Below are 14,696 nucleotides of genomic sequence, written 5' to 3' on the forward strand. Positions count from 1 at the left end.
ATTCGTTGAACCATGAAAAAAGTGTTGATTGTTGAGGACGATATTGAGATCATCCGTCTTTTGGAAATACACCTTAAAGATTTGGGTTGCCAGGTGCTGACAGCTATCCGAGGTGATATTGGACTGCAAAAGGCCATCAATGAAAATCCCGACCTTATTATATTGGACGTAATGCTGCCTGAAATGGACGGTATTGAAATTTGCCAAAAAATCAGGGCACGTGAGATTAAAACCCCCATTATGATGCTCACGGCACGTTCTGAGGAAATTGATAAGGTATTGGGTCTTGAGGTTGGAGCCGATGATTATTTGACCAAACCCTTTAGCGTACGGGAATTTATAGCTCGGGTGAAAGGCCATTTTTAGGCGACAAAAAATGGATATTGTGGAATCCGTTTCGGAGAAAAATCCAAAACTTATGGAGTTTGATATCCTTTCCATTGATATCGACATGCGAAAAGTGCTTTTGGATGGTAGAAAAATAGAACTTTCCCCAAAAGAGTTTGAATTGTTGGTGCTTCTCTCCTCAAACCCTGGAAAAAGTTATGACCGCACAAAATTACTGAACATGATCTGGGGCTATGATTTTAAAGGATATGAGCATACCGTAAACTCACATATTAACCGTTTACGTTCCAAAATTGAACCGGATATGAGCAATCCAAAATTTATTTTGACCACCTGGGGCGTGGGCTACAAATTTAATGAGGAACTCATAGGAGCCTGACCAAACCACTATCCATGAAAAACAATACACTTTCTGCCAGATTTGTTCTAAAACTCACCTTGTCTTTCTTGGCCATTTTGCTATTGGCGGGCATTGGGTACACCATTACTTCCATTTATCTGTCCAACAAATATTTTTATGAGACCACCCAACGGTTGCATGCCAATCTTGCACAGGACCTCATTGATGAAAAGTTCAAAAACACACACCCTTTTGATTCTACCGGTACGGTAAACAAAGCCCTTTTTGGTGATCTTATGCACGATATGATGGCCATTAACCGAGCCATAGAGGTGTATTTATTAGATAATGAAGGGTATGTACAATATTCTGTGGTATTAGATCATGATGCGCCGGAGACCAAACAAAAAAGGGTCAATTTGGACCCCATTAAAAAATTCATCGCTGAAAACGGCAGTAGCTATACCTTGGGTGATGATCCCAAAGATCTATCCAAACAGACCATTTTCTCCGCAGCACATTTTAACAAAGATGGGCATGAAGGCTATATGTACATTGTTTTGGCAGGAGAAGATTTTTTGGACACGCGTAGTGCCTTGTTCAACAGCTATTTTATGCGCTTGGGGCTTGGCGGTTCCTTACTGACCCTGGTTTTTGCCACACTTTTGGGCATCCTTGCCATTTGGTACCTTACCCGCAGCCTTCGAAAAATCATCTATGCCGCGAAACGTTTTCAACAAGGGGACTTGGAATATCGCATTGAAAATGCTGAAAAAACCGATTTGGCCAATGTAGCCAGTACCTATAACAGTATGGCGGACACCATTCTGTCCGATATTGAAAAAATTAAATCAGTGGAGCAATTGCGTCAGGAGCTCATTGCCAATATTTCCCATGATTTGCGGACTCCGTTGTCCATCATTCAAGGGTATATTGAAACTTTGCATATGAAGGACAGCGAACTTTCCGCTGAGGAAAGGGGCGAATACCTGAAAACAATTTCGCGGAGTAGTGAGCGGCTTTCCAAGTTGATTTCCCAACTGTTTGAATATTCCAAATTGGAAGCGAACCAGATCCAGCCCCAAAAAGAACCTTTCTTGATCAGTGAATTGGCCAACGACATTCACCAAAACTATTCTTTGTTGGCCAAACAAAAGAATATTGACCTAAAACTGTCCATGGAAGATAGCATTCCATTGGTTTTTGCCGATATTTCTTTGGTGGAACGGGCCATTCAAAATTTGATGGACAATGCCCTAAAGTTCACCCCTGAAGGTGGAAAAGTCACTGTTAAGATTGAAACGGAAGATGACCATGTGGAGGTTACCATCAAAGATTCGGGGCCCGGAATCAAAAAAGATAATCAGGCACTTATTTTTGAGCGTTACCGACAAACCAAAGTTGGGGAACAAAAAGAAGGAGCAGGTCTGGGGCTGGCCATTGTAAAGAAAATCATGGAGATTCACGACAGTAGCATCAAGGTTTTTAGCAAGCCCAATGAAGGTACATCCTTTAGTTTTAGTCTTCCAGTACATGCCATGAACTAAGGCATTATTCGTTATCTTTAAAGAGATAAAAACCATTTATGATTCTTACCGATTCCCTTTTGGATTTTTTTCTTGAAACCCGAAAGCATTCCGAAAACATATGTGCTCCTTTGGAGATTGAGGACTATGTGGTTCAGCCTGTGGTAGATGTAAGTCCCCCAAAATGGCATTTAGGACACACCACCTGGTTTTTTGAAGAGTTCATCCTAAAACCACATGCTAAAGACTATGTTCTTTTTGATGAGGATTTCTCTTTTGTTTTCAACAGTTATTATGAAACTGTTGGCAAAAGGGTGGTTCGTTCGGATAGAGGAAATTTGTCCCGGCCCTCGGTTAAAAAAGTATATGTCTATCGAGAATATGTAACGAACAACATTAAACAGTTCTTTAATGCTACACAGAGTGAGGAACTTAATGCACTTTTGGAAATAGGAATCCACCATGAAAAGCAGCATCAGGAACTGTTGTTGACCGATATTAAATATATCTTGGGAAACAACCCTTTGCTTCCAACTTACTCTGATGCCTTTGAGGATCATCCTGTGGAAACCCATTCCCAAGATTGGATTACCGTTGAAGAGGGAATCTATGAGATTGGGCACAACACGGATGATTTTTGTTACGACAATGAGCTGGGAAGGCACAAAATCTTTTTGCACACCTATGAAATCTCCAACAAATTGGTCACCAATGGAGAATATATGGAATTCATAAAAGCAGGAGGCTACCAACGGTTTGATATTTGGCATGCTGAGGGGTGGGATTGGGTAAACCAAAATCAAATTACCGCTCCACTTTATTGGCATAATATTGATGGGGAATGGCACCATTATACTTCCAAAGGCCTTCAAAAAGTAAACAAAGAGGAACCGTTAACGCATATCTCTTATTTTGAGGCTTTTGCCTATGCGCAATGGAAAGGGCATAGATTGCCCACAGAATTTGAATGGGAAGCAGCCCAAGCTTTCTTTCCCTGGGGCAAACGTTGGGAATGGACGGAAAGTGCCTATCTCCCCTATCCTAATTATCAAAAGGCTGATGGGGCTTTGGGCGAATATAATGGAAAGTTTATGGTCAATCAAAAAGTGTTGCGGGGCGGTTCAGTGGCTACCCCGGAGAAACACACCAGGCACACCTATAGAAATTTTTTCCACCCCCAACTTAGATGGCAGTTTACCGGTTTAAGGTTGGCCAAGTAATTTCGACATATCCCTTATGCAAAATAAAAACACGCCAACTTTTACCTCTACTTTTAAACAAGAGGTCTATGAAGGTTTGACCGCATTTCCCAAGTATTTGTCCTCCAAATATTTTTACGATGAAGTAGGTGACAAATTATTTCAGGATATCATGGCCATGCCCGAATACTATCTGACCGATCTTGAATTTAATATCCTTGAAGAAAATAAGGCAGAAATTGCCCAGCTGTTTGGTGGAAACACTGCATCATTCAGCTTATTTGAATTGGGGGCCGGAGATGGAAAAAAGACAAAAATTCTGCTGCGCTATTTTGTGGAAAACCAGATCAGTTTTGATTACAGGCCCATTGATATCAGCCAAAATGCTTTGGACAAGTTAGAAGACTCCATCAAGGAAGAAATTCCAGATGTTAAGATCAATACTTTACAGGGCACTTATTTTGATACCCTTCGGGATATTGACAAAGTCAATGGCAAAAGAAAGGTCATCTTATTTTTGGGTTCCAACATAGGGAATTTGTTGCATCCGCAAGCCGTTGAGTTTTTAAAAAACATGAGGGATTCCATAAATGATGGGGATCTCATCTTTATGGGGTTTGACCAAAAAAAGAATCCACAGACAGTTTTGGATGCCTATAATGACAAAACGGGAATAACGGAGGCCTTCAACAAGAATATTCTAGCTCGTATTAACAAGGAAATGGGTGGAAACTTTGATTTGGACAAGTTTTTACACTGGGAGGTCTATGACCCTGAAACGGGCACTGCAAAGAGTTATTTGGTCTCCAAAGAAGCTCAAAATGTACGAATTGAAAGTTTGGAGCTAAAAATACGTCTTAAAGCATGGGAAACCATTCATACCGAAATTTCCCAAAAGTACGATGACGAAATTGTGGAGTGGCTGGCTGAAAAGGCTGGATTAAAAATTGTGACACAATTTTCGGATTCCGAACAACAGTATAAAAATTATGTCTTTAAAAAATAGGATATGAAAGCTATTTGGAACAATACGGTCATAGCGGAAAGTGATGATACAGTGGTTATAGAAAACAACCATTATTTCCCGGCAGATAGTATCAAAAAAGAATATTTTAAATCCAGTGACACCCATACCACCTGTCCATGGAAAGGAGTTGCCTCCTATTATTCATTGGAGGTAGATGGGAAAGAAAATGCAGATGCCGCCTGGTATTATCCGGAAACCAGCGAACTGGCCAAAGGCATTAAAGGAAGGGTAGCTTTTTGGAAAGGAGTCACCATTGAAGCTTAACTCCTCTAATGACATGTGTCAGGTCGAGCGGAGTCGAGACCTTTTAGACTGTTAAGACTTCTCGACTGCGCTCGAAGTGACCATTTGGTCAATTATATGTCAAGAACAGCATTCTCTGTTCCAGCATAATCGTTCCATTGGTAACGATCCGCTTCTGTATCGTTGATGTAGGTATCATCAACCAGATATCTGAACTCGTATGAATTTTCTTGTGGAAGGTCAAACGTTCCTTTAAAGGTTCCGTTCTTTAATTTCTTCAAAGTACTTCCCTTGGGATTCCAGTTGTTGAAATCTCCAACTACCGCTACTTTTTTTGCTTCTTCTGCAGGAACCGTGAATGTAACTTTACAAACAGGCTTGCTTTTTAGGTACTGTTTTTTTATTGCCATGGTTTTCTGTTTTTTCTTTATAGAATAAAGCACAAAGCAATAGATAAAACCGCTTATTCACAATAAGTTAAAGTCGATTTATCATATTGATAAAATGCGCCTAACAATAGGATTACTTTTACAAAAGTAGTAGCTGATTTTTCGAGAAAAATGATTTTTATCCCTTAGGATTTGAGTATATCCGCAATGGCATCAATCTCATTTTCTGTGTTGTAAAAGTGAAAACTGAGTCGAATTCCGTTTCCCCGCAGCACACTGACAACATTTTCTTGTGTGAGCTTATGAAACAACTTCTCATCACCTTTTATATTGAAAATGGTACTGTGATTGGGTCGTTTCATTATTTTTTCTTCCAATAGCCCTAACGAGCCAAATTCCTCTTTGCCCTTCTGCGATAATTTTTCAAGTTGGGCTGTTATATGGTTTGGACCAATAGTGTCCAGAAAATTCAAAGAGAATTGAAGACTGCCAAAGTTGAGGGAATCCAAATGCCCTGGTTCCAAATATTTACAAAACGGAATATCCTCTCTTTTTGTAATATCTTGGTCCACGGAACCATTCCCTATGAATTTGAGGTCAAATCTTTCCATGACCTCATCTTTCACCAACATAAAACCATTACCATAGCCCGCCAATAACCATTTGTATGCACTAGCCCCCAAAACATCGATTCCAGAGTCTTGAAAATTGAACTTTTGTGTACCACAAAACTGGGTGCCATCCACAATGATCAACAGATTTGGGAATTCGTTTTTAAGTTTTTTGAGAAAATCCAGCTCTGTTTTGATTCCACTTACCCATTGCACCAAGCTCAAGGCCAAAACATCTATCTTTCCCGTTTTTACCCTTTCATAAATGTTTTCTTCCAAATCTTCATCAACATCCACATATTCTCTTTGGAAATTTCGGGTTTCAAAGGGCCAATTCAACGATGGATAATCGTTCTCTAGAAGTAGAATATTTAGTTTTTTGGACAACCCTTCCAACAGCATGTTCAATCCCAGAGTAAAATTGGGCACCAAAGCCACATTTTGGGAACTGCAACCAAAAAAGCTCCCTACCGAACTTCTGATTTCACCCATACGCTCAAAACTTTTTTGCTTCATCGTACTCCCACCTATCAAATAATCTAGATCATGTTCCTGTCTCCACTCCATTAAATCTTCTGATAACAGGCCTGTGGCAGCAGTGTTGGCATAGATACATTGATTTAAGACCGGGAATTTCTTTCTTAAGTTTTGCATTGCTTAAATTTTGGGTGCAATTCAATTATATTTGTTGATAAAGATAGCCATTCAATGTTATCAAAAAAGAAACAGGAAACCCAGGTTGATATAGCGCAACACGAGCTATTGGAAAATGCTCAAAAGCGAGTACGGCAAAAGAAAAGGCTGTTTTCGCATTTTGTGATTTTTTTGATAGGAAGCGTGTTTTTGATCTTGATCAATAAGATTCTGAAATACGGCGAAGCTTATGATTGGTTTATTTGGGCCATTCTTTTGTGGGCGTTTCTGTTTGCCATTCATGCCTTTAATGTTTTTGTTACAAGTAGATTTATGGGTAAGGAATGGGAGCGTCAACAACGCGAAAAATTGGTTGCCATGCAAAAGAAGCGCATTGCCGAAATTCAAAAGGAAATAGAAACGGATTTTCCGCTTTCCAACATCAATAAAAAAAAAGATCAGTGAGGCAACTCATTATTATAGCGGCGGCGGCCGAAAACAACGCACTTGGCATAAACAACGATCTACCCTGGCACTTACCGGATGATTTTAAGCGCTTTAAAACCTTGACATCGGGCCATAAGATCATCATGGGACGGAAGACACTGGAGAGTTTCCCAAAGGCCCTCCCTAATCGGGAACATATTGTGGTTACCCGAGATCAAAACTATACACCAAAGTTTCCCTGTACGATTGTACATTCTTTGGAAGATGCTGTAGCCCTTATTGGGAGTGAGGAGTGTGCTTTTATTATTGGAGGCGGTCAAATTTATAAGCAGGCCATGGATTTGGCCACGGATATTGAATTGACCCGAATTCATGATTCTTTTGAAGCGGATACTTTTTTTCCAGAAATCAATCCCAATGATTGGGAGGTCATCACTGAAGAATATCATCCAAAGGATGATAGGCATCAACATGATTTTACCTACCTGACCTATCGCAGGAAATAATCATTAAAAATCCAGGTATTCTATCTTGGCGAGTGGATTATCAACCAGTTCTTTAAGTATGCCTACATCTGAATTGGAGTAGAAAACATGCTCTGGATTATTACCCACTGATTCCAGTAAATTATTTTTGATTAAAACTGCTTTTGTTTGTCTAGCTACTGCTTCACCAGAATCTATTATGGTAATGTTTTTAGGAAGTATTTCTTTGAGAACAGGAATCAAGTATGGGTAATGGGTACATCCCAACACCAAACAATCTATTCCTTGCCCTAACATTGGATCGACGTATTTCTTTACAAGTTCCTTTGTCTTTTTTGAATTGGTCTCACCGGCTTCTATAAGTTCTACGAGTCCGGTTCCTTCTTGTTCGAATACCTCAATTCCCTCAGCAAACATTTTTGAGGTATTATGGAACAAACTGCTTGAAAGTGTGCCCTTTGTTGCCAAAACACCCACTTTTTTGCTTTTGGTATGAAGGGCAGCAGGTTTTATGGCCGGTTCAATACCAATGAAGGGCACATCATAGTTCGCTCTCAGGTAGTCTATAGCATTTGTAGTTGCTGTGTTACAGGCCACCACAATCAACTTGCAGCCTTTATTTAGTAAAAACTCAGTATTCTTTATGCTTAATTGCAGTATGTCTTCTTTGGATTTTGCACCATAAGGTGCATTCTTGCTGTCTGCAAGGTACATGGTGTTCTCCAAAGGGAGCTGTTTATGGATTTCTTGCCAGATGGATGTTCCTCCTACTCCTGAATCAAAAATGCCAATGGATTTGGACATGCTCAAAAATAGATACTATTCACAAAACAGCATAAAAAAACCGCTCTTCAATTAAGAAAAGCGGCTTTCACTATTTTGTTGTGTAACCTTTAGAAGCCTAGTTCTTGTTTCACAGCTGGCAGTAAGTCCATTCCCTTGGCCACAATAAGGCTCAATCCTGGGCTTGCATCCACCACATAATCATACCCCTGGGCAGCAGCAACTTTTTCGATAGCTGCTTTGGCCTTATCAGAAATAGGAGCAAACAATTCTTGTTGCTTTTTTTGCATTTCTTGAACTGCAGCTTGTTCTGCTTCTTGAATATTTTTTTCAAACCCTTGAAGCTCTACCGCTCTTTTTTGATTCTCTTCCTCAGATTTTGAGGTAGCTTCATTAGAATATTGCGTGTATTTATTTTTAAGTTCGGTCATAGAACTTTCTATATCCGCTCTATAGGTTTCCTGTAATTTCTTAAGTTCGGCTTGAGCAGCTTTCATCTCCGGCATTTCAGATAACAATTGCTGTACATTAATGTGGGCAACCTTACTCTGTGCATTTACAAAACTTGTAGCGGCAACAAATAAAACTAGTGCTACAGCAATTTTCTTTACATTTTTCATGATTCTAAGTTACTATTTTGAATGTTAATTTTAGTGTTTCAATATTTATTGTTGTATTGAATCCTTTTCTTGTTCCTGCGCTTTTTTTCGTTCTTCCAATTTGGCCTTCCGTTTGGCTTCACGCTCTTCCAATAATTTCTTTCTTCTAGCCTCGTATGCTTTCTTTCGCTCCTCACGCAGTCTTAACTGCTCCGCTCTTCTATCTTCAACCGCTTTTGCCTTAGCATCGCTAGCCGCTGCAGCCTTTTCTTGACGTTCCTTTAGCGCAGCGCTAATTTCTTTCTCACTTTCGGCCTCTTCCTCCTTAAACTTGTCCAAGCGACTTTTTTCCTTTTCTTTTTTATTGGATTTGCTCACCTTTCTTGTCCGAGCTATCTCCCTTAAAACCAAGTCACTGATGTCATGTCTTTTTTCGGAGTACAACATTACGACATCTGCGGATTTATCAAAAATAAAATCGTATCTTTTATTTCCACCTATTTTTTGCACTTCATTAAAAACTTGGTCCTGTATAGGCTGAATCAACAGCTGTTTTTGCAGCACCAAATCTCCTTGAGGACCAAAACGATCTTGCTGGTAATCCAACATTTCCTTCTCCAATACCTCAATTTCCTCTTCCCGTTCTGCAATCAATTCATCCGTCAACAATACTTTTTCTGCCATTAAATCCTTTTTCATCTGCTCAACAACACTTTGTTTAAGCTCAATTTCTTGTTTCCACTTAAGTGCTTTGGTGTTTAACTGCTCGGTTGCATCCCTGTATTCCTCTACATTTTCAAGGATATACTCCATGTCCACGTATCCTATGCGCACCCCTCTTTGTGAAAATCCACTAAAGGACAACATCAAAACAACTAATGACAAAAGAACTTTGGTATTCATTTTTGATTCCGCTTTTTACATAGAAAATATCGTGCCAAAATAGTTAATTAATTTATAATGAATTACTTAGAAATTAAAAAGACACTATTTTCTATTGGTTAAAACTGCTGCCCGATGATGAAGTGCGTTTGCCAGCCGCTTGGACCAACAGAGGACGGATTCGCATCAGAATCAAACCCATAACCAAAGTCAATACCCAAGAGACCAAATGCCGGCATAAAAATACGTAGCCCCACTCCGGCAGATCTTTTTAATTCAAACGGATTAAACTCACTAAAATTGTTAAAGGCGTTTCCTGCTTCTAAAAAGGAAAGCGCATAAATGGAAGCTGATGGTTTCAGCGTAAGCGGATATCGCAGTTCCAAAGAAAACTTATTGTAGATGGTCCCCCCATCTCTTTCCTGCTGTCCGGTTATCGCATTTCTGCTAAAAGGAGTCAATGAACTGTTCTCATACCCTCTAAGCTGAATCACATCCCTGCCATCCAAAGTAAAGTTTCCTAGACCATCACCTCCTACAAAGAAACGTTCAAAAGGTACTGCACCAATATCATTGTTGTAGCTTCCTAAAAATCCAAATTCAGCATTGGTACGCAATACCAGTTTGTCAACCAATCTAGTATACCAGTCTCCTTTAAATTTTATCTTGTAAAATTCCAATAACTTAAAACGTTCCTCTTCAAGTTTCTCCACGTCATCGCTCAACCGTGCAAATTCCGCTTGCTCTTCAACCGTTCCTGTATTAGGGCCTCCAATTTCCACTAAGCGCTCCGTTTTTTCATCAATCTGATTTCGTATTTCTTTAAAATCTTTGCTACCAAAAAGGGAATAGGGAGGTGTAAACTTACCGGTTAGTTCAAAATTTGAACCCGTCATTGGAAATATTCTACTTGGTCCTTGCGAACTTCTGGATATTCCAAAGGTGTAGCTTAAGGAATTGGAACTTCCATTTCCAAAATTGAAAAGCCCATTATTAAAATCGTTGAAATCATATAACTGATAACTCAAGGAATGGGAAATGGTAAAAAAGTCATCCGGCCATTGTACCCGTTTGGCCAAACCTGCGGAAACCCCGGTAATAGAGAATCCACGATCTTTGTTTACATCAATCCTCCCTCTATTGCTAAAACTTGTAGCAAACTGCTGGGTTCTAGAGAGTGAAAGGTTAAAACGTACCGGTTTTTTACCTCCCAACCATGGCTCTGCAAAATTCAAACTATATACACGAAAGGTTCTACTAGCCTGTAACCGGAGTGCAAAAGTCTGTCCATCCCCCATGGGAACAGGTTTGTACGCTTCTCCGTTAAAAATATTCTTTAGCGAGAAATTGCTAAAAGACAGCCCAAGGGTACCAATAAAACCTCCCCCGCCAAAACCTCCTTGAAGTTCAATTTGACTGGAACCTGCTTCGACCAAACTATATTTTATATCCACAGTACCGGCATTTGGGTCTGGATTTTGAATGTCTGGAACAATCTGTTCTGCATCAAAAAAGCCCAACTGTCCCAATTCTCGAATACTTCTTACAATATTATCCTTGCTATATTTTTGACCCGGTCTTGTGCGTAGTTCCCTAAAAATTACGTGGTCGTTGGTTTTATCATTTCCGGTAACGGTAACATGATCTAAAAAGGTTTCCTTACCTTCTATAATTCGTATCTCAAAGTTGATGGTATCGTTAATGGCGGATACCTCAACTGGATTAATGCTCGAGAACAGGTAACCATTATTTTGGTAAAGGTTGGTTAAATCTTCGCCGTCAGGTTTGGAGTCATCTGCAATCCTCTTTTTTAACAACACCCCATTATAGGTTTGTCCCTTTCTAAGTCCAAGAACTTGACCCAACTGTCTATCGGTATACACAGAATTCCCGACAAAATTAATGTCCCCAAAATAGTATTTGTTCCCTTCTTCTACCTTTATCCTTAAATCAATGTTGTTCTCATCAACCTTAACAAAGGTATCCGACAAAATCCGTGCATCCCTATAACCCCTTTCCGCATAAGTATCTATTAAGTTGGAAAGGTCTTCCTTATAGTTATCTTGTATATATTTTGACTTTTTCCAGAAGCGATAGAACTTTTTCTTCTTGGTCTTTTTCAATGATTTTTGAAGTCTCTTGTCCGATAGTTGTTCATTTCCATCAAATACAATACTCCGAATTTTAACCTTGTCACCTTTTTTAACATTGATGACCATGCTTTGCGTATTGGTTCCCGTTGTATCGGCAGCAGTTGCTATATTGACCTTGGCATTAAGGTATCCTTGTTTTTTATACTTGTTTTGAAGGTAATTTTTGGTATTGGCAATAAGACTCTCCGTTATTTTCTTTCCTTTTTTAAGGTCGGTATCATTGATGATATCCTCCACCTTTCTTTTCTTTACCCCAAACACCGTTACTTTTGAAAGTGTTGGGCGTTCCAAAATATTAAGTTCCAAAAATATTTCGTTCCCTTCTATTTTGGTGTAGTACATCTCCACATTGCTGAAAAGCTCCAAGCCCCATAATTTTTTGATCACGGCACTTATCTCATCACCAGGGACCCTGATAGGTTGCCCCACGCGAAGTCCTGTAAACGTTTTAACGGTTTGCTCATTATAACTTTGAAGACCTGTAACCGTTAAACCACCTAAAATATAGTCCTTACCATCCTCAAAGGAAGTTTCCTGAGCAATGCTTTGAGCGGAAATAAGTAGTAGAAGGAGTAGTGTTAGGTATAGTTGTATGGATTTTTTTAGATCCTTAATTGAGTTGTTCGCTAGTTTTTCCAAATCGTCGTTCTCTATTTTGGTAACTTAATATTGCTTCCACCAAATGATGCTCGCTAAAATCGGGCCAAAATACATCAATAAAATATAATTCAGCGTATGCAATCTGCCAAAGTAAAAAATTGCTTATCCTTTGTTCCCCACTGGTACGAATAAGCAAGTCCACATCAGGCAAAAAATGCGTGTAAAGATGAGTATTAATAACGGTTTCGTCAATATTTTCAGGTGAAATTATATTATTTTTAACTTTGAGACTTATCTCTTTTACAGCTGTTTTAATTTCCTCCCTAGAGCCGTAACTCAACGCCAAAGTTAGCGTCATTCCGGTATTTTTAGCCGTTTTTGAAATTACCTCAGCCAGTTCTTTTTGCGCTTTTGAAGGCAAGGAATCAATATTCCCAATGGTACTTAGCCTTATATTGTTCTTGTTGAGGGTTTTCAGTTCCTTACGGAGAGAGGATACCAAAAGCTTCATTAAGGTTTCCACTTCTATTTTTGGTCGATTCCAATTTTCTGTGGAAAAAGCGTAAAGGGTTAAATATGCTATCTGTAGTTTTGCACAACTTTCAACGGTTTTCCTTACCGCTTCTACCCCATTTTCATGGCCAAAAATCCTAAGTCTGCCCCGTTGCTTTGCCCATCTGCCATTACCATCCATGATAACAGCCACGTGCTTTGGAAGCTTATCCTTGTTTACGTCCTCTAATGTGTGCATTTTTATTCAAAACAATCCTGGCAGGGTTTACGTCCAAAGGTATACGTTAAAGTAATACCAGAAAAGACGTACCAGTCATCGCTTAAAATATTCCCAAATCTAAATTGCTCAAAATTGGAACCCTCTGGATTGCTTCCATCCAGATTGTCGGTAAATGTATACCTAGCCCCAATCTCAGCACCTAGAATCAAAAATTGATTTAGACGATACTTTGCCCCCACCGTCATTGGAATTGCAAAACTACCTTCTTTTTGGTTAATATCCTGCACTTGAAGGGCATCAAAATAATTATAATCGTACCTAAAGTAGGTGAAACCCGTATAAAGATAGGGTGTGAATGCGGGTCCGAGCTTGTGAAGATTATATTCAACAAAGTTAAATTCAATGCCCACGGAGGCTTCCAGAACGGAATTATCTATGGCATATCCCCTTTGTTTTCTGGAAGACATGCTTGATTTTGAGTCATCTGCGCTAAAAGTTCCGTACAAAACGCTTCCACGCCATGCATACCTTTTGCTTTTGTTCCATTTAAAAACACCTCCAAAAGCAGGTCCCGAAGGTAAAATATAGTTTGTCCTTCCCACATCACCAATCATATTGGCGCCACCTGCAAAAAGTCCAATTTCATAGGTCTGGGCATTGACTTTAAGCATACAGCACAAAAAAATAGCCAAAACTATTCGCATACTATCCAAAAATTATACATGTTAGAGGTAAAGGAAGGTCAATACAATCTGCTGTTAAAAATGTTCTCTTTGTTAAACAGTTTTTAGCTTCTTTTATTGTTTCTGAAAAGGTTAATTGCGCTTATCTTGCCCCCAAAGGAGTTTATTGCGAAGGGTTTTCAGGAAGCTTTCCGATTTATATACTATCATTTTGACTGTGAAGTTTGATTTTTGAATCCTGATTTCCCTTCCATTGGGGATACTGGCAATCCTTGAATCTAAAGCAACCAAATGGTTTTCTTCCCTTCCAGATGCTTTCAATCTAATTTTGGTGTCATCAGAAATCACTAGAGGCCGTGCATTTAGATTATGTGGCGCTATTGGAGTTAAAACCAAGGATTTTGCCGAAGGCTCTATTACTGGACCACCACAACTTAGGGAATATCCAGTGGAACCAGTTGGCGTGGAAACAATCAATCCATCGGCCCAATACGAAGTCAGATATTCGTCGTTCAAATAGGTTTCAACATTGATCATAGAAGTGGTATCCTTTCGGCTGACGGTAATTTCATTCAGGGCAAAGTTCATACTTCCAAATTCGTCCAAATCGCTGTTCAACGAAACTTCCACCAAGCTTCTTTCTTCTATGCTATAATGACCTGCAACAAATTCTGTTACGATTTTACGTACATCTTCTTTTTTAAATGTGGACAAAAATCCTAGCCTACCCGTATTCACCCCAACTATTGGAATTCCCAAGTCCTTAACATAGGTAACTGCCCTGAGCATGGTACCATCGCCACCAAAACTCACAAACATATCAAAAGAAGCATCCAAACCAGAAGATTGGGAGAATGTACCATGCTTGTAGTTTGCAATAAAATCGGCTACAAGCTGGGCAAACCCTTCTTCTAGGTAAAAAGAAGCATTAATCGCCTGAAGTTCATCTAAAAGTCCAATCAGGTATTCTTTGTCCTCGCTGTTAAAGGCTTGACCGTAAATTGCTACTTTCATG

Annotated in this window: 17 protein-coding genes; 8 read left to right on the forward strand and 9 right to left on the reverse strand. The window is 39.4% G+C overall.

Translation table 11 applies throughout. From position 1 onward, the window contains the following. The first annotated feature begins 12 nt into the window (after window positions 1-12). The 6 genes from ACOQO1_RS09870 to ACOQO1_RS09895 are packed head-to-tail and all read left to right on the forward strand — an operon-like array spanning window position 13 to window position 4,704. Window positions 13-366, forward strand: coding sequence for a response regulator transcription factor (locus tag ACOQO1_RS09870; protein WP_420602710.1), 354 nt, complete (start codon window positions 13-15; stop codon window positions 364-366). A gap of 10 nt (window positions 367-376) precedes the next feature. Further along, window positions 377-727, forward strand: coding sequence for a winged helix-turn-helix domain-containing protein (locus ACOQO1_RS09875; protein WP_420602711.1), 351 nt, complete (start codon window positions 377-379; stop codon window positions 725-727). A gap of 14 nt (window positions 728-741) precedes the next feature. Then, window positions 742-2,235: an ATP-binding protein gene (locus tag ACOQO1_RS09880; RefSeq protein ID WP_420602712.1), complete on the forward strand. Its 1,494-nt coding sequence runs from the start codon at window positions 742-744 to the stop codon at window positions 2,233-2,235. Window positions 2,236-2,273: 38 nt separating this feature from the next. Continuing rightward, entirely contained in the window at window positions 2,274-3,434 is a 1,161-nt protein-coding gene (egtB, locus tag ACOQO1_RS09885; RefSeq protein WP_420602713.1) for an ergothioneine biosynthesis protein EgtB, read from the forward strand. Window positions 3,435-3,450: 16 nt separating this feature from the next. Beyond that, window positions 3,451-4,419: an L-histidine N(alpha)-methyltransferase gene (locus ACOQO1_RS09890; protein WP_420602714.1), complete on the forward strand. Its 969-nt coding sequence runs from the start codon at window positions 3,451-3,453 to the stop codon at window positions 4,417-4,419. 3 nt (window positions 4,420-4,422) lie between these two features. Continuing rightward, window positions 4,423-4,704: a DUF427 domain-containing protein gene (locus ACOQO1_RS09895; RefSeq protein ID WP_420602715.1), complete on the forward strand. Its 282-nt coding sequence runs from the start codon at window positions 4,423-4,425 to the stop codon at window positions 4,702-4,704. Window positions 4,705-4,796: 92 nt separating this feature from the next. Here ACOQO1_RS09895 and ACOQO1_RS09900 read toward each other — a convergent pair whose 3' ends face one another. Together ACOQO1_RS09900 and ACOQO1_RS09905 are read right to left on the reverse strand one after the other, a co-directional pair. Beyond that, window positions 4,797-5,093 carry an isoamylase early set domain-containing protein gene (locus ACOQO1_RS09900; RefSeq protein WP_420602716.1) on the reverse strand — a complete coding sequence of 99 codons (297 nt, stop codon included), beginning with the start codon at window positions 5,091-5,093 and terminating at the stop codon, window positions 4,797-4,799. Between the two features lie 164 nt (window positions 5,094-5,257). Then, the gene (locus ACOQO1_RS09905; protein WP_420602717.1) at window positions 5,258-6,337 is read right to left on the reverse strand and encodes an aminotransferase class V-fold PLP-dependent enzyme; all 1,080 of its coding nucleotides are present in this window, start codon (window positions 6,335-6,337) and stop codon (window positions 5,258-5,260) included. A gap of 54 nt (window positions 6,338-6,391) precedes the next feature. Here ACOQO1_RS09905 and ACOQO1_RS09910 point away from each other — a divergent pair, with 54 nt between their 5' ends. Next, a complete protein-coding gene (locus ACOQO1_RS09910) occupies window positions 6,392-6,781 on the forward strand; it encodes a 2TM domain-containing protein (RefSeq protein ID WP_420602718.1) in 390 nt (129 codons plus the stop codon). Beyond that, entirely contained in the window at window positions 6,778-7,269 is a 492-nt protein-coding gene (locus ACOQO1_RS09915; protein WP_420602719.1) for a dihydrofolate reductase, read from the forward strand. Before ACOQO1_RS09910 ends, ACOQO1_RS09915 begins: the two co-directional genes overlap by 4 nt. Window positions 7,270-7,272: 3 nt before the next feature. On the opposite strand, the gene murI is transcribed toward ACOQO1_RS09915, so the two are convergent. The 7 genes from murI to ACOQO1_RS09950 form a co-directional block, all read right to left on the reverse strand. Then, on the reverse strand, window positions 7,273-8,052 hold the full coding sequence (gene murI, locus ACOQO1_RS09920; protein ID WP_420602720.1) for a glutamate racemase: 780 nt from the start codon (window positions 8,050-8,052) through the stop codon (window positions 7,273-7,275). A gap of 89 nt (window positions 8,053-8,141) precedes the next feature. Then, the gene (locus tag ACOQO1_RS09925) at window positions 8,142-8,651 is read right to left on the reverse strand and encodes an OmpH family outer membrane protein (RefSeq protein WP_420602721.1); all 510 of its coding nucleotides are present in this window, start codon (window positions 8,649-8,651) and stop codon (window positions 8,142-8,144) included. Window positions 8,652-8,696: 45 nt separating this feature from the next. Continuing rightward, complete coding sequence (locus tag ACOQO1_RS09930) at window positions 8,697-9,533, reverse strand: OmpH family outer membrane protein (protein WP_420602722.1); 837 nt, start codon at window positions 9,531-9,533, stop codon at window positions 8,697-8,699. Between the two features lie 98 nt (window positions 9,534-9,631). Continuing rightward, a complete protein-coding gene (locus ACOQO1_RS09935) occupies window positions 9,632-12,304 on the reverse strand; it encodes a BamA/OMP85 family outer membrane protein (protein WP_420602723.1) in 2,673 nt (890 codons plus the stop codon). Continuing rightward, complete coding sequence (locus ACOQO1_RS09940; RefSeq protein WP_420602724.1) at window positions 12,276-13,016, reverse strand: isoprenyl transferase; 741 nt, start codon at window positions 13,014-13,016, stop codon at window positions 12,276-12,278. Before ACOQO1_RS09940 ends, ACOQO1_RS09935 begins: the two co-directional genes overlap by 29 nt. 2 nt (window positions 13,017-13,018) lie before the next feature. Then, window positions 13,019-13,702, reverse strand: a complete 684-nt coding sequence (locus tag ACOQO1_RS09945; protein ID WP_420602725.1) for a DUF6089 family protein — start codon at window positions 13,700-13,702, stop codon at window positions 13,019-13,021. A gap of 111 nt (window positions 13,703-13,813) precedes the next feature. Further along, the gene (locus ACOQO1_RS09950) at window positions 13,814-14,695 is read right to left on the reverse strand and encodes an NAD kinase (protein ID WP_420602726.1); all 882 of its coding nucleotides are present in this window, start codon (window positions 14,693-14,695) and stop codon (window positions 13,814-13,816) included. Window position 14,696 lies beyond the last annotated feature (1 nt).

This window comes from Flagellimonas sp. (genome assembly GCF_965222555.1).
Classification (GTDB): Bacteria; Bacteroidota; Bacteroidia; order Flavobacteriales; family Flavobacteriaceae; genus Flagellimonas.